General features: G+C 62.0%; 14 protein-coding genes. 10 read left to right on the forward strand and 4 right to left on the reverse strand.

The genetic code is table 11. From position 1 onward, the window contains the following. Positions 1-54 precede the first annotated feature (54 nt). The 5 genes from miaB (at position 55) to lnt (ending at position 5,478) form a co-directional block, all read left to right on the forward strand. Positions 55-1,383: a tRNA (N6-isopentenyl adenosine(37)-C2)-methylthiotransferase MiaB gene (gene miaB / locus PSH73_RS22815; protein WP_057439015.1), complete on the forward strand. Its 1,329-nt coding sequence runs from the start codon at positions 55-57 to the stop codon at positions 1,381-1,383. A gap of 225 nt (positions 1,384-1,608) precedes the next feature. Continuing rightward, on the forward strand, positions 1,609-2,613 hold the full coding sequence (locus tag PSH73_RS22820) for a PhoH family protein (RefSeq protein WP_200659146.1): 1,005 nt from the start codon (positions 1,609-1,611) through the stop codon (positions 2,611-2,613). After that, complete coding sequence (gene ybeY, locus PSH73_RS22825) at positions 2,606-3,064, forward strand: rRNA maturation RNase YbeY (RefSeq protein WP_057960691.1); 459 nt, start codon at positions 2,606-2,608, stop codon at positions 3,062-3,064. The genes PSH73_RS22820 and ybeY overlap by 8 nt, the downstream gene beginning before the upstream one ends. Positions 3,065-3,106: 42 nt before the next feature. Next, positions 3,107-3,946 carry an HlyC/CorC family transporter gene (locus tag PSH73_RS22830; protein ID WP_005791724.1) on the forward strand — a complete coding sequence of 280 codons (840 nt, stop codon included), beginning with the start codon at positions 3,107-3,109 and terminating at the stop codon, positions 3,944-3,946. An 8-nt stretch (positions 3,947-3,954) separates the two neighbouring features. Next, positions 3,955-5,478 carry an apolipoprotein N-acyltransferase gene (gene lnt, locus PSH73_RS22835; protein WP_057960692.1) on the forward strand — a complete coding sequence of 508 codons (1,524 nt, stop codon included), beginning with the start codon at positions 3,955-3,957 and terminating at the stop codon, positions 5,476-5,478. A 151-nt stretch (positions 5,479-5,629) separates the two neighbouring features. Here lnt and PSH73_RS22840 read toward each other — a convergent pair whose 3' ends face one another. Both PSH73_RS22840 and PSH73_RS22845 read right to left on the reverse strand, forming a co-directional pair. Then, positions 5,630-6,391, reverse strand: a complete 762-nt coding sequence (locus PSH73_RS22840; protein WP_057439012.1) for a YdcF family protein — start codon at positions 6,389-6,391, stop codon at positions 5,630-5,632. 84 nt (positions 6,392-6,475) lie between these two features. Further along, the gene (locus PSH73_RS22845) at positions 6,476-6,793 is read right to left on the reverse strand and encodes a hypothetical protein (protein ID WP_128592774.1); all 318 of its coding nucleotides are present in this window, start codon (positions 6,791-6,793) and stop codon (positions 6,476-6,478) included. Between the two features lie 262 nt (positions 6,794-7,055). Between PSH73_RS22845 and leuS the strand changes: the two genes are divergently transcribed. The 5 genes from leuS (at position 7,056) to PSH73_RS22870 (ending at position 13,222) form a co-directional block, all read left to right on the forward strand. Further along, a complete protein-coding gene (leuS, locus tag PSH73_RS22850) occupies positions 7,056-9,662 on the forward strand; it encodes a leucine--tRNA ligase (protein WP_169989728.1) in 2,607 nt (868 codons plus the stop codon). A 90-nt stretch (positions 9,663-9,752) separates the two neighbouring features. Then, positions 9,753-10,358 (forward strand): LPS assembly lipoprotein LptE, encoded by a 606-nt coding sequence (gene lptE, locus PSH73_RS22855; RefSeq protein ID WP_169989729.1) that lies wholly within the window; start codon positions 9,753-9,755, stop codon positions 10,356-10,358. A 39-nt stretch (positions 10,359-10,397) separates the two neighbouring features. Further along, complete coding sequence (gene holA / locus PSH73_RS22860; RefSeq protein ID WP_057960696.1) at positions 10,398-11,435, forward strand: DNA polymerase III subunit delta; 1,038 nt, start codon at positions 10,398-10,400, stop codon at positions 11,433-11,435. A 235-nt stretch (positions 11,436-11,670) separates the two neighbouring features. Further along, positions 11,671-11,835 carry an alternative ribosome rescue factor ArfA gene (gene arfA / locus PSH73_RS22865; protein ID WP_003176285.1) on the forward strand — a complete coding sequence of 55 codons (165 nt, stop codon included), beginning with the start codon at positions 11,671-11,673 and terminating at the stop codon, positions 11,833-11,835. A 61-nt stretch (positions 11,836-11,896) separates the two neighbouring features. After that, the gene (locus PSH73_RS22870) at positions 11,897-13,222 is read left to right on the forward strand and encodes a lytic murein transglycosylase (RefSeq protein ID WP_057960697.1); all 1,326 of its coding nucleotides are present in this window, start codon (positions 11,897-11,899) and stop codon (positions 13,220-13,222) included. Positions 13,223-13,317: 95 nt separating this feature from the next. Here the strand turns inward: PSH73_RS22870 and PSH73_RS22875 are convergent, their stop codons facing one another. Both PSH73_RS22875 and lipA read right to left on the reverse strand, forming a co-directional pair. Next, the gene (locus PSH73_RS22875) at positions 13,318-14,250 is read right to left on the reverse strand and encodes an LD-carboxypeptidase (RefSeq protein ID WP_057439006.1); all 933 of its coding nucleotides are present in this window, start codon (positions 14,248-14,250) and stop codon (positions 13,318-13,320) included. 173 nt (positions 14,251-14,423) lie between these two features. Continuing rightward, a complete protein-coding gene (gene lipA, locus PSH73_RS22880) occupies positions 14,424-15,425 on the reverse strand; it encodes a lipoyl synthase (protein WP_305462736.1) in 1,002 nt (333 codons plus the stop codon). Between the last annotated feature and the right edge of the window lie 11 nt (positions 15,426-15,436).

Raw genomic sequence — 15,436 nt, forward strand, 5'->3', positions numbered from 1 at the left:
CAATGGGCATGCCCCCTATAATGCGCGGTTCTTTACCACCAGTTGACGATTCCCATGGCCAAGAAGCTTTACATCGAAACCCACGGTTGCCAGATGAACGAGTACGACAGCTCGCGCATGGTCGATCTGCTGGGTGAACATCAGGCCCTGGAAGTCACGGCTCGCGCCGAAGATGCCGACGTGATCCTGCTCAATACCTGCTCGATCCGCGAACGGGCCCAGGATCGGGTCTACTCGCAGCTGGGCCGCTGGCGTGAACTGAAACTGGCCAACCCGGACATGGTGATCGCCGTCGGTGGTTGCGTGGCCAGCCAGGAAGGCGCGGCCATTCGCGACCGCGCACCCTATGTCGACGTGGTCTTCGGCCCGCAGACCCTGCACCGCCTGCCGGAAATGATCGACGCTGCGCGTATCACCAAGTTGCCGCAGGTGGACGTCTCGTTCCCGGAAATCGAAAAGTTCGACCACTTGCCCGAGCCACGCATCGACGGCCCGAGCGCCTATGTGTCGGTGATGGAAGGTTGCAGCAAGTACTGCACCTTCTGCGTGGTGCCTTATACCCGGGGCGAAGAAGTCAGCCGACCGTTCGACGATGTGCTGGCGGAAATCATCCACCTGGCCGAAAACGGCGTGCGTGAAGTGACCCTGCTGGGGCAGAACGTCAACGGCTATCGCGGCCAGACCCACGATGGGCGCCTGGCGGACCTGGCCGAGCTGATTCGCGTGGTCGCGGCGGTAGACGGTATCGAGCGGATTCGCTACACCACCTCGCACCCGCTGGAGTTCTCCGACAGCCTGATCCAGGCCCACGCCGAAGTGCCGGAGCTGGTCAAGCACCTGCATTTGCCGGTGCAATCGGGCTCGGACCGCATCCTCTCGGCGATGAAGCGCAACCACACGGCCCTGGAGTACAAGTCCAAGCTGCGCAAACTGCGCGCCGCCGTGCCGGGCATCTGCATCAGTTCGGACTTTATCGTTGGTTTCCCTGGCGAGACCGAGAAGGACTTCCAGCAGACCATGAAGCTGATTGAAGACGTCGGTTTCGACTTCTCCTACTCCTTCGTCTACAGCCAGCGCCCCGGCACTCCGGCTGCCGACCTGGTCGACGAGACCCCGGAGGAGCTGAAAAAGGAGCGCCTCAACGCCTTGCAGCATCGCCTCAACCAGCAAGGTTTCGAGATCAGCCGACAAATGGTCGGCTCGACCCAGCGCATCCTGGTCACCGATTACTCGAAGAAAGACCCGGGCGAGTTGCAGGGACGTACCGAGAACAACCGGATCGTCAATTTCCGTTGCGACAACCCGACGCTGATCGGCCAGTTCGCCGACGTGCACATCGACGCGGCGCAACCGCACTCGCTGCGCGGCTCACTGATCCAGTAACCCATCAATACTCCTGACTGGTGGAGATCAAAATGTGGGAGCGGGCTTGCTCGCGATGGCAGTGGATCAGTGACAGATGCATTGACTGACACACCGCGTTCGCGAGCAAGCCCGCTCCCACATGGGAACCGCGCAGCATTCCGATAACTTAAGTGCTTTCGCACACCGGCGGCTGGCGTTATCCTCTATTTCACCTAAACAGCCAAAGGGCGGCTAAAAGCAACCTTGAACGCACCCATAGCAGAACCCCATCGTTTCCTCCTCGAGCCGTTTGAGGCTCGTCGCTTCGCCAATCTGTGCGGACAGTTCGACGAGCACCTGCGCCTGATCGAACAACGCCTGAGCATCGAGATCCGCAACCGCGGAAATCAATTCGAGCTGATTGGCGACCCCCAAAACACCACGTCTGCAGAAAACCTGCTGCGTCGCCTCTACCGCGAAACCAAGGGTAGCGAGCTGTCGCCGGAAACCGTACATCTGTACCTGCAGGAATCCGCCGTGGAAGACCTGGCCAACAACCCGGTGGCCGAAGCCAGCGTGGCACTGCGTACCAAAAAAGGCATGATTCGCCCGCGCGGCTTGAATCAGCAGCGCTATGTCAAAGAAATCCTCGGCAACGACATCAACTTCGGCATCGGCCCGGCCGGTACCGGCAAGACCTACCTGGCCGTAGCCTGTGCGGTAGACGCCCTGGAGCGCGAACAGGTGCGACGCATCTTGTTGGTGCGCCCGGCGGTGGAAGCTGGCGAGAAACTGGGCTTTCTGCCCGGCGACCTGGCCCAGAAGATCGACCCGTACCTGCGCCCGCTGTACGACGCGCTGTATGAAATGCTCGGCTTCGAGTATGTGGCCAAGCTGATCGAGCGCCAGGTGATCGAGATCGCCCCGCTGGCCTATATGCGCGGTCGCACGTTGAACAACAGCTTCATCATCCTCGACGAAAGCCAGAACACCACGGTCGAGCAGATGAAGATGTTTCTGACCCGTATCGGTTTCGGCTCCACCGCTGTGATCACCGGTGATATCACCCAGGTCGACCTGCCCAAGGGCACCAAGTCGGGCCTGGGCCAGGTGATCGAGGTGCTCAAGGACGTGCCGGGGATCAGCTTTACCCACTTCATGCCCAAGGATGTGGTGCGTCACCCGCTGGTACAGCGCATTGTCGAGGCCTACGAGCGCTTCGAACACCGCGACGACGGGCTGTCGAAGGACAACCGCCGCGATGCTTGAGCTTGATCTGCAACTGGCCACTGAAGCGCCAGCCCCCAGCGAAGAACAGTTCCGCCAATGGTGCACACTGGCCCTGCGCCAGCGCAGCGCCGACTCGGAACTGACCATCCGTCTGGTGGACGAACCTGAAGGCCGCGAGCTGAATCACACCTGGCGCCAGAAAGACTACGCGACCAATGTACTGTCGTTCCCCGCCGATGTGCCGGATGAACTGCTGGATATCCCGCTGCTGGGTGACCTGGTGATCTGCGTCGCGGTGGTGGAGCGCGAAGCAAAGGAACAAGGCAAGGCCCTGGAGGCCCACTGGGCCCACTTGGTCATGCACGGCTGCTTGCATCTGTTGGGTTACGACCATATAGATGATGAAGAAGCCGAAGAAATGGAAGCACTGGAACGAACGTTGCTTGCAGAGTTGGGTCATCCTGACCCCTATGCAGACGACGAACACTAATCGACACTCAACTGAAACAATCAAGGATTTAGAGTAATCGCTATGAGCGAAGACCGATCGAGCAACGGGCAAAAGTCATGGCTGGGTAAACTGACCCAGGCTTTTGCCCACGAGCCGAAAAACCGCCAGGAGCTGCTGGAGCTGCTGCGCGAGGCCCATCAGAACAAGTTGCTGGACAGCGAAGCGCTGGCCATCGTCGAAGGCGCCATCCAGGTGGCTGACCTGCAGGTTCGGGACATCATGGTCCCGCGCTCGCAGATGATCAGCATCAAGGCGACCCAGACCCCACGGGAATTCCTCCCGGCCGTGATCGACTCGGCGCACTCGCGCTACCCGGTGATCGGCGAGAGCCATGACGACGTCATGGGTGTCCTGCTGGCCAAGGACCTGCTGCCGCTGATCCTCAAGGAGAACGGCGACAGCTTCAACATCAAGGACCTGCTGCGTCCTGCGACCTTCGTGCCTGAATCCAAGCGCCTGAATGTGCTGCTGCGCGAGTTCCGCGCCAACCACAATCACATGGCCATCGTCATTGACGAATACGGCGGTGTCGCCGGCCTGGTGACCATCGAAGACGTGCTGGAACAGATCGTCGGCGATATCGAAGACGAACACGACGTTGAAGAAGACAGCTACATCAAGCCGCTGCCCAGCGGTGACTTCCTGGTCAAGGCGCTGACGCCGATCGAGAACTTCAACGAGTTCTTCGACAGCGAATTCTCCGACGATGAGTTCGACACTGTCGGTGGCCTGGTGATGAGTGCGTTTGGTCACTTGCCCAAGCGTAACGAAACCACCGAGATCGGCGCCTATCGCTTCCGCATCCTGAATGCCGATAGCCGTCGCATCCACCTGATCCGCCTGACACCTATTGCCCGCTAAGGACTGATATGCGCCGTCTCACCGCACCCGGCTGGCCCGGTAACCTGCTGGCCGTGGTGGCCGGTGCTATCACCACCCTGGCGCTGGCGCCGTTCGATATATGGCCGCTGGCGCTGGTGGCGGTCGGGGTGTTCTATGCCGGGATGCGCCAACTGACACCCCGCCAGGCCTTCGGGCGTGGCTGGTGTTTCGGCTTTGGCCTGTTTGGCGCGGGCACCAGTTGGATCTACTACAGCATCCATCACTTTGGCGGCGCGTCGGTGTTGCTGGCCGGGCTGTTGATGCTCGCGTTCACCGCCGCGATTGCGCTGTTCTTTGCCCTGCCCGCCTGGCTCTGGGCGCGCTGGCTGCGCCGTAACGAAGCGCCGCTGGCCGATGCCCTGGCGTTTGCCGCGCTATGGGTGGGCCAGGAAGCGTTTCGCGGCTGGTTCCTCACCGGTTTCCCTTGGTTGTACTCCGGTTACAGTCAACTCGACGGCCCGCTGGCCGGGCTCGCGCCGCTGGGCGGGGTGTGGCTGATTTCGTTTGCCCTGGCCTTGAGCGCGGCACTGCTCGTCAACCTGCCGCGTTTGCTGGCAGCCAGGCGCAACGCGTTTATCGGCGCAGGCCTGGTGCTGCTGGTTGCGCCCTGGGCCATTGGCCTGGGGCTCAAGCACTACGCCTGGACCAGCCCCGCCGGTGAACCGCTGACCGTCGCGGCGATCCAGGGCAATGTCGAGCAGAGCATGAAGTGGGACCCGGCCCAGCTCAACGCGCAACTGGCGCTGTACCGCGACATGAGTTTTGCCTCCAAGCGCGTGGACCTGCTGATCTGGCCGGAAACCGCCGTGCCGGTGCTCAAGGAGTCCGTCGAGGGCTACCTGGGGATGATGGGCAAATTCGCTGCCGACCGGAACGCGGCGATGATCACCGGCGTGCCGATCCGCCAGGAAGTACGCCATGAGAAGCGCTACTTCAATGGCATCACCGTGGTCGGTCAAGGCGATGGCACCTATTTGAAGCAGAAGCTGGTGCCCTTTGGCGAGTACGTACCGCTGCAGGATGTATTGCGCGGGCTGATCGCGTTCTTCGACCTGCCGATGTCGGACTTCGCCCGCGGGCCTGAGGACCAGGCCATGCTGCAAGCCAAGGGTTATCAGATCGCGCCGTATATCTGCTACGAAGTGGTCTATCCGGAGTTCGCCGCCGGCCTCGCCGCCCGCAGCGACTTACTGCTGACCATCAGCAATGACACCTGGTTCGGCACCTCCATCGGCCCCTTGCAGCACCTGCAAATGGCCCAAATGCGCGCCCTCGAAGCCGGCCGCTGGATGATCCGTGCCACCAACAACGGCGTGACCGGCCTAATCAACCCGTTCGGGCAGATTACCGAGCAGATCCCGCAGTTCGAGCGCGGCATTCTCTACGGCGAGGTCGTACCGATGCACAACCTGACGCCGTACCTGCAATGGCGTTCGTGGCCGCTGATCATCCTGTGCCTGGGGCTGTTTGGCTGGGCCCTGCTGGCCGGGCGCATGGCCAAGACCGTCTGACAGACACCCAAGACCCAATGTGGCAGCGGGCTTTTTGTGGGAGCGGGCTTGCCCGCGATGGCGGTGTATCAGTCAGCATTTTTAGTGACTGACCCACCGCCATCGCGGGCAAGCCCGCTCCCACACAAGCCCCATATGTTGATTTGCGGCGTTAACGATAGAACAGGCGGTAACCTACCTGCCCCACCGCCTCATTGATCAACTGCCCGCTCTGCCAGATCGACTTGAATTCCGGCATCCAGCCGCCCAGCGGCCGGGCATTGTCCACCCCCAGGAAGCCGACCGGCGCCGGCACCACGGTAAAGCCGGCCTTCTCGAAGCTCCACACCGAACGCGGCATATGCCAGGCCTGGGTCACGACTACCACGCGCTTGACGCCCTGGGGCAACAGGATCTCGGCACTCATCTGCGCATTTTCCCAGGTGGTGCGGCTGCGCTCTTCCTTCCAGCGTACGGCCACGCCAAAGTCTTGTTGCATCGACACCGCCATCAACTGCGCCTCGCTGGGCGGCGTGCCGTAGTGCAGGCCGCCGCTGGTCAGTACCGGCAGCCCGGACGCCTTGGCCAATCGCGCCGCGTAGCGCTGGCGCTCCAGGCCGATACCGGTCGGCTGATCGGCGCCCCACGCCGGATCACCGCGCTCGCGGCCCGAGCCCAGCACCACAATGGCATCGGCCCGTTCTGCCAGGCTGGCCCAGTCTTCCACGGCCAATGGCGGCTCGGTTTCCAAGGCGCGTGCGCCCCACTCCACCATCACCGGCAAGCTGATCAGCCACATCCCGCCAAACCCGAGGGCAAAGCACACGCCGGCCAAACGTGGACGGGTGCGGCGAAACCACCAGGCAAGGGCCAGCAGCAGCAAGAGAATGCCGGGCGGCAGCAATAATTGTTTGATGAAATAACGAATAGGCATCGAGCATCTCCAAAGATGCCCGAAGCCTAAGGTGTAACGGGGTTTAGCGACAATCTTTACCAGCGGTGGATAACGCTGATCAAGTTACTTGAATCGCACAGACCGCAGCTTTTCCGGGCCGCGGCCGGCCGACAAGTCCTTGAGCCATACCACCTTGGACGATCGCACCGCTTCCCTGGCTGGCACAGGAGCCACCCATTGCGGGATCGGGCGCGCGTTCAAGTCCAGGTAGGCCTTGATCACTTCAAACTCTGCAGGGCTCAAGCCTCGCAGTTCCAGCTCATCAGGCCGTTCGTCACGCAATCGGCCTGCGGTTCTTGCTGCGTCCAGTGCTCGACCCAAGCGGTCGATCAGTCCTTCATACACTTCCGGTTTCGTTCTCATTCGCTGCAAATCAACCATCCCCTCACCTCATTAAAGATAAGTCTCACTCCCCAATAAACAGCGTAGCTGCGCTGACGCAACCAACCGCGCGCCGCGACCAACGGCCTGCGCAGCGCAATCAGGGTTTCCCTCGATAGAGTGGGGTCATGTATGCTACGGCGCTTCCTGTAACTCCACTTCCCGCAGGGTTTGGGCACGGACGCGCCGCTTTTTGGTGTCGCTCAACCCGGACAATGCACCGAAGAGGATTAGGCCACCCCTATTCAGTTCAAAAGTAGCCATGCACGAACAATATCAGCCCCGTGAAATAGAAAATGCCGCCCAAACTTTCTGGGACGAGCAAAAGTCCTTTGAAGTCAGTGAACAGCCAGGCAAGGAGACTTACTACTGCCTATCCATGTTCCCTTACCCCAGCGGCAAACTACACATGGGGCATGTGCGTAACTACACCATCGGCGACGTGATTTCCCGCTACCAGCGCATGCTCGGCAAAAACGTCCTGCAACCTATGGGTTGGGACGCCTTCGGCATGCCTGCGGAAAACGCCGCGATGAAAAACAACGTAGCGCCCGCCAAGTGGACCTACGAGAACATCGCCTACATGAAGACCCAGCTGCGCAGCCTGGGCCTGGCCGTGGACTGGTCCCGCGAAGTGACCACCTGCAAGCCGGACTACTACCGCTGGGAACAATGGCTGTTCACCCGCCTGTTCGAAAAAGGCGTGATCTACAAAAAAAGCGGCACCGTGAACTGGGACCCGATCGACCAGACCGTCCTCGCCAACGAGCAAGTGATCGACGGCCGTGGCTGGCGTTCCGGCGCGCTGATCGAAAAGCGCGAAATCCCGATGTACTACTTCAAGATCACCGCCTACGCCGATGAACTCTTGTCGAGCCTAGACGACCTGCCGGGCTGGCCTGAACAGGTCAAGACCATGCAGCGCAACTGGATCGGCAAGTCCAAGGGCATGGAAGTGCAGTTCCCGTACAACGTCGATTCCATCGGTGAAACGGGCGCTCTGAAAGTTTTCACCACCCGTCCGGACACCCTGATGGGCGCGACCTACGTCGCCGTGGCCGCCGAACACCCGCTGGCCACCCAAGCTGCACAGAACAACCCTGAGCTGCAGGCCTTTATCGCCGAATGCAAAGGCGGCAGCGTGGCTGAAGCCGACGTCGCCACCCAGGAGAAAAAAGGCCTGCCGACCGGGCTGTTCGTCGAGCACCCACTGACCGGTGAAAAACTGCCGGTTTGGGTCGCCAACTATGTGCTGATGCACTACGGCGATGGTGCAGTAATGGCAGTGCCCGCTCACGACGAGCGCGATTTCGAATTCGCCACCAAGTACAACCTGCCGATCAAGTCTGTGGTGCGTACCAGTTCCGGTGATACCAACCCGGCCCCATGGCAAGACGCCTACGGCGAACACGGCACCCTGATCAACTCCGGCGAGTTCGACGGCCTGGACTTCGCAGGTGCCTTCGACGCCATTGAAGTCGCCCTGATCAAGAAAAACCTCGGCGCCTCGCGTACCCAGTTCCGCCTGCGCGACTGGGGCATCAGCCGCCAGCGCTACTGGGGCTGCCCGATCCCGATCATCCACTGCGAAACCTGTGGTGACGTGCCGGTGCCGGAAGACCAACTGCCGGTCGTCCTGCCCGAAGACGTGGTGCCGGACGGCGCCGGTTCGCCGCTGGCGCGCATGCCCGAGTTCTACGAGTGCAACTGCCCGAAATGCGGCCAGCCTGCCAAGCGTGAAACCGACACCATGGACACCTTCGTCGAGTCCTCGTGGTACTACGCCCGCTACGCCTCGCCGCACTATGAAGGCGGCCTGGTGGAAAAATCCGCAGCCGACCACTGGTTGCCGGTGGATCAGTACATCGGTGGTATCGAACACGCGATCCTGCACCTGCTGTACGCGCGCTTCTTCCACAAGCTGATGCGTGACGAAGGCCTGGTCAGCTCCGACGAGCCGTTCAAGAACCTGCTGACCCAGGGCATGGTGATCGCCGAGACTTACTATCGCCGCGAAGCCAATGGCGCCTACACCTGGTTCAACCCGGCGGACGTCGAGTTGGAGCGTGACAGCAAAGCCAAGGTGATCAGTGCCAAGTTGAAATCCGACGGCCTGCCGGTGGAAATCGGCGGTACCGAGAAGATGGCCAAGTCGAAGAACAACGGCGTCGACCCGCAGTCGATGATCGACCAGTTCGGCGCCGACACCTGCCGCCTGTTCATGATGTTCGCCTCGCCGCCCGATATGAGCGCCGAATGGTCGGACTCTGGCGTCGAAGGTTCGCACCGCTTCCTCAAGCGCGTCTGGCGCCTGGCCCATGGCCATATCAGCCAGGGTTTGCCGGGCAAACTGGACGTGGCGTCGTTGAGCGACGAGCAGAAGCTCATTCGCCGCAGCACCCACCTGGCCATCAAGCAAGCCAGCCAGGACGTGGGCCAGCACCACAAATTCAACACCGCCATCGCCCAGGTGATGACGCTGATGAACGTGCTGGAAAAAGCCCCGCAGGCTACCGAACAGGATCGTGCACTGGTGCAGGAAGGCCTGGAAGCAGTCGTCCTGCTGCTGGCGCCGATCACCCCGCACATCAGCCACGACCTGTGGAGCCAGTTGGGCCACAGCGGCGCGGTGATCGATGCTGCATGGCCGGTCGCGGATGACAGCGCCCTGGTCCAGGACACGCTGCAACTGGTGATTCAGGTCAACGGTAAACTGCGCGGCCAGATCGACATGCCTGCCAGCGCCAGCCGTGAAGAAGTCGAAGCTGCCGCGCGCAGCAATGAGAACGTGTTGCGCTTCACCGAAGGCCTGACGATCCGCAAAGTGATCGTAGTGCCCGGTAAACTGGTCAATATCGTCGCTAGCTAATCGGATCGGGCGCCAGGGCAAGAGCCCTGGCGCCGAACAAAACCTCCAGGGCCTCGATAAGGCCCACATGGTTTCAAGGGGAGCAATAAAATGATCAAACGCAACCTGCTGGTTATGGGCCTTGCCGTACTGCTGAGCGCTTGCGGCTTCCAGCTGCGCGGCACCGGCACCACGGAACTGGCGATCAAGGAATTGGATGTCAGCGCGCGCAACGCCTATGGCGAAACCGTGACCCAGCTGCGCCAAACCCTGGAAAACAGCGGCGTCAAAGTCTATACCGGAGCGCCTTACAAGCTGGTACTGGTCGACGAAAAAGAAACCCAGCGTAACCTCAGCTACGCCAGTGCCGGCCGCTCTTCGGATATCGAGATGAGCAACGTGCTGTTTTTCCAGATCCAGGGCCGCGACCAGTTGCCGCTGATCAGCGACAAGCTGCAGGTGCAGAAAGTCGTGACGCATGACGGCAACAACCTGGTCGGTTCCGACACTGAGGTCAATCAGGTGCTCAGTGAAATGCGCCGTGACCTGGTCCAGCGTATGGTCCTGCGCCTGCAGATGATCAGCCCGGCCCAGCTCGATGCCCTGCAGCAGACTGCCGACGCCAAGGCCAAGGCGGATGCCGAGGCGCTGAAAGCCGCGCAGGACTATGAAAACAGCATTCCCAAGCAATCGCCTGTTGAAGTCCCTGCCGAGTAAACCAGACGGGGCGCGTCATGCGCCCCGTCCATCCAGCCTATGAAACTCGCCCCCGCCCAACTCGCCAAACACCTGCAAGGCAACCTCGCGCCTGTGTACATCGTCAGTGGCGATGATCCGCTGTTGTGCCAGGAAGCCGCCGACACCATTCGCCAGGCTGCGCGCCAGCAAGGCTTTGATGAACGCCAGGTGTTCAGCGCCGACGCCAGCTTCGACTGGGGCACCCTGCTCCAGGCCGGGGCCAGCATGTCGCTGTTTGCCGAAAAACGCCTGCTGGAACTGCGCCTGCCCTCGGGCAAGCCCGGCGACAAAGGCGCGGCGGCCCTGATGGAATACTGCGCCCGCCCCGCCGAGGACACGCTGTTGCTGATCAGCCTGCCCAAGCTCGATGGCAGCGCGCAGAAAACCAAATGGGGCAAGGCGCTGGTGGAAGGGGCACAGACCCAGTTCATCCAGATCTGGCCGGTGGACAGCAGTCAGTTGCCGCAATGGATTCGCCAACGCCTGTCGCAAGCCGGATTGTCTGCCAGCCAGGACGCGGTCGAACTGATCGCGGCCCGGGTTGAAGGCAACCTATTGGCGGCGGCCCAGGAAATCGAAAAGCTCAAGCTGATGGCCGAAGGTGGCCAGATCACCGTCGAGACCGTGCAGGGCGCGGTGGCCGACAGCGCACGCTTTGACGTATTCGGGCTGGTGGACGCAATCCTCAACGGTGATGCGGCCCACGCCTTGCGCATGCTCGAAGGGCTGCGCGGTGAAGGGGTCGAGCCGCCGGTGATTCTCTGGGCGCTGGCCCGGGAACTGCGCTTGCTGGCCAATATCGCCCTGCAGTACAGCCAGGGCACCCCTCTGGACAAGGCCTTCAGCCAGGCCCGCCCGCCGGTGTGGGACAAGCGCAAGCCCCTGATGAGCAAGGCCCTGCAACGGCACTCGGCGCAACGCTGGGCGCAATTGTTGCTCGAAGCCCAACGCATCGACGCGCAGATCAAGGGCCAGGCCGCAGGGTCGCCGTGGATGAGCTTGAGCCGTTTGTCGCTGCTGATGTCCGGCCAGCGCCTGGCACTGCCCGCCGAATAGCACGCTCGCCCAACCACCACAAAACCAATGTAGGAGCTGGCTTGCCTGCGATGCAGGCGCCTCGGTGTGTCAGTCACGCGGTGGTGATGCCATCGCAGGCAAGCCAGCTCCTACAGTTTTGATCGTCGCCGTATTCAGGTTTTTGATATTTCCTACATCGCGCCGGGCTGGACAGCCGGCAGACTTCGGCAGATGATTTGCACCGCATCACCCACCCCATCGGAGAGTCCCGATCATGAGCAAAAAGCCATCCAAGCATGGCCCCAACAAGGCCAAATCCATCATCGCCCAGCCGTTGTTCCGCAGTCGCCAGGAACGCGCCGGCAAAGGCAAAGGCAGCTACCGCCGCGAAGCCTTCCAGTCTAATAGCTGGGAGGCTTCTTACTTTCTGGCTGCCTGAAGGCAAGCGCCCCTCTGGCATGATAAGGTCTGCACCTGATTCGTATTTCCTGGACCTGTGCATGCCCTCTAGTCTTTCCCGTCGTTGGCACCTTCGCCAATTGATTGCTGCCTCCAGCCTGATCCTGTTAGTCGCCTGCGCCGAAAAACCCACCGCCGCCGACGCTCAGCCCCTGCCCACGCTCCAGACCGCACCGGTTGCCGCCCCCGCCATAGTTGCGCCCCTGGCCGTGACCAATCTCGATATCCAACCGACCCAGACCTTCGCCGAATGGCAGGCAGGTTTTCGCGTCGAGGCCCTGAAGGCCGGTATCACCCCGACGGTATTCGACACCGCCTTCGCCAACGTCACCCCCGACATGGCGGTCATCCGCGCCGACCGCAGCCAGCCGGAATTTTCCCGCCCGGTGTGGGAATACCTCAACGGTGCCTTGTCGGCGCTGCGCGTACGCAATGGCCAGGCCTTGCTGATCAAGCACGCCGATATCCTGCAAAGCATCGAACAGCGCTACGGCGTTGATCGCCAGGTGCTGGTCTCGGTGTGGGGCATGGAAAGTAACTTCGGTTCGTTCCAGGGCAATAACTCGGTGATCCGCTCCCTGGCGACCCTGGCCTATGAAGGCCGCCGCCCGGCATTCGCCCAGGCGCAGTTGCTGGCCGCGCTGCAAATCATCCAGCACGGTGACATTCCAGCCGAACAGATGCGCGGCTCGTGGGCCGGCGCCATGGGCCAGACCCAGTTCATACCGACCACCTACAACACCCACGCCGTGGACTTCGACGGCGACGGTCGCCGCGACATCTGGAACAGCTCGGCCGACGCCCTCGCCTCCACTGCGCACTACCTGCAAAGCTCGGGCTGGCAGAAAGGCCAGCCGTGGGGCTTTGAGGTGCAGCAATTGCCGACAAACTTCGATTACGCCCTGGCTGATGGCGTGGTGCGCAAGCCGGTCGGCGAATGGTTGAAGCTGGGCCTGCAGGTGCCGGCCGGTGCCAGCGTGCCGCCCAACGTAGAAACGCTGTCGGCCGCCCTGCTGCTGCCGGCCGGCCATCGTGGCCCGGCGTTCCTGGTGCTGGATAACTTCCGCGCAATCCTCAAGTACAACAACTCGTCGTCATACGCCCTGGCGGTCGGCCTGTTGTCCGAGCGTTTTGGCGGCGGTGGGGTGATTCGCGGCGATTGGCCAACCGATGAACTGCCACTGACCCGCTCCCAGCGCATCGAGTTGCAGACGGTGTTGAGCGCCAATGGCTATGAGGCCGGCAACCCGGACGGGATTATCGGCGCCAATACGCGCAAGGCGATTCGTGCGGCGCAGCAGTCGTTGGGCTGGCCGGCGGATGGATATCCGACGGTGAAGTTGTTGGAGTCGTTGCGTAGCCGCTAGATCGGTGTAGGGCGACTGCCGCTCCCACATTTGGAATGCAATTCCCTGTGGGAGCCAGCTTGCTCGCGATAGCGTGCCGACAGGCGGCAAAACACTCAGAGCCTAGACACCACATCCTGCTCCAGCACCAGCCGCTGTTCCCCCGCATCCAGGCGCACCAAGGCGCCCATCGGCAAGGTCAGATTGGGGTCACAATGGCCGCTGCGCCAGCCGGACAGGACCGGAATACAGAACGGCTGGAAGGTCTGTTTCAGCAGGCGCTCCAGCGCGACGTTATCCACTCCCGCCACATCCCCCACCAGCACACCGCGCACCTGCGCCAGCTTGCCCGCCAGGCGCAAGTGCGTCAGCAGGCGGTCGATGCGATAGATTGGCTCGTTGACGTCCTCGATAAACAGGATGATGCCCTCGGCATCAAGCTCGAAGGGCGTGCCCATCACCGCCGCGATCATCGACAGGTTGCCCCCCAGCAAGCGCCCACAGGCGATGCCAGGCTCAATGGTGGTCAGCGGGTACGCCACTGGGTGCGCCAGCACACTGCCAGCGCCCAGCTGGCCGCGCAGCAGGCTGAACAGTGATGACTCAGTGGGCTGTTGCTTGTCACCGAGCAGGTCGGCATTGAGCATCGGGCCGTGGAAGGTCACGAAGCCGGCGTAGCGGCTGATCGCCAAGTGCAGCGCGGTGATATCGCTGTAGCCGACGAAGGGCTTGGGATTGGCTGCCAGCAGCTCGAAATCCACGCTATCGAGCAAGCGTGGGGTGCCGTAGCCACCGCGCAGACAGAAGATGGCGTCGATCTCGGGGTCGGCGAAGGCAGCGTGCAGGTCGCGCAGGCGTACTTTATCGCTGCCGGCCAGATAGCCATCGCGCTCATACACCCCCGAGAAAATCCGCAGCTCGTAGCCACGGGCGCGCATCCATTGCCCGGCCTTTTCAACATCCAGCGCGGCGGGGCCAGCGGGGGCAATGAGGCCGATCACACCTTCGGCGCGCAGGGCGGGTACGGCGGTGGCAAGCGGGTTAGTCATCCTTGGTTCTCCCTATTCTGTACAGCACAACGAACTGTGGGAGCGGGCTTGCCCGCGATGCACACGCCTCGGTGTATCAGTTGCACCGAGGCGATGCTATCGCGGGCAAGCCCGCTCCCACACAAACCAGCCCCCCTACACGCCCATCCACACAAATGGATCGGCGCCAAGGTTTAGGAAACCAGGCTAGCCTTGACCAGCTTGGCCTGTTCGTCGGCGTGGTACGACGAACGTACCAGCGGGCCCGACGCGACGTTCTTGAAGCCCATCTTGTAGCCTTCTTCGGCAAACCAGGCAAAGGTGTCCGGGTGCACGAAACGCTGCACCGGCAAGTGGCTGCGCGATGGTTGCAGGTACTGGCCGAGGGTCAGCATGTCGATGTCGTGTTCGCGCATGCGCTTCATGACTTCGATGACTTCTTCGTCGGTTTCGCCCAGGCCCAGCATCAGCCCGGACTTGGTCGGGATGTGCGGCATCATCTGCTTGAATTTCTGCAGCAGGGTCAGCGACCACTGGTAGTCCGAACCCGGACGCGCAGCCTTGTACAGGCGCGGAACGGTTTCCAGGTTGTGGTTGAACACATCTGGCGGCTCGGCGGCAGTGATTTCCAGGGCGACGTCCATACGGCCACGGTAGTCCGGGACCAGGGTCTCGAGCATCACGTTCGGCGACAGTTTGCGGATTTCGCGGATGCAGTCGGCAAAGTGCTGGGCACCGCCGTCGCGCAGGTCATCGCGGTCTACCGAGGTGATCACCACGTACTTGAGTTTCAGGTCGGCGATGGCGATGGCCAGGCTTTCCGGCTCGTTGACGTCCAGTGGCTTCGGCCGGCCATGGCCAACGTCGCAGAACGGGCAACGACGGGTGCAGATGTCACCCATGATCATGAAGGTCGCGGTGCCGCCGGAGAAGCACTCGCCCAGGTTCGGGCAGGAGGCCTCTTCGCACACACTGTGCAGCTTGTGCTTACGCAGCAGCGCCTTGATACGGTCGACTTCCGGCGAGACCGGGATGCGCACGCGGATCCAGTCGGGCTTTTTCGGCAGTTCGGTGGTCGGAATGATCTTCACCGGGATGCGTGCAACCTTCTCGGCGCCGCGCAGCTTGACGCCGGCTTCCACCTTGGCACGCGGAGCCGGGGCCGGACGCTCGGTAATGTCCAGCGTCGAGATCATGGTTTGCACAA

The organism is Pseudomonas sp. FP2294 (genome assembly GCF_030687625.1).
In the GTDB taxonomy this organism is placed as follows: domain Bacteria; phylum Pseudomonadota; class Gammaproteobacteria; order Pseudomonadales; family Pseudomonadaceae; genus Aquipseudomonas; species Aquipseudomonas shahriarae.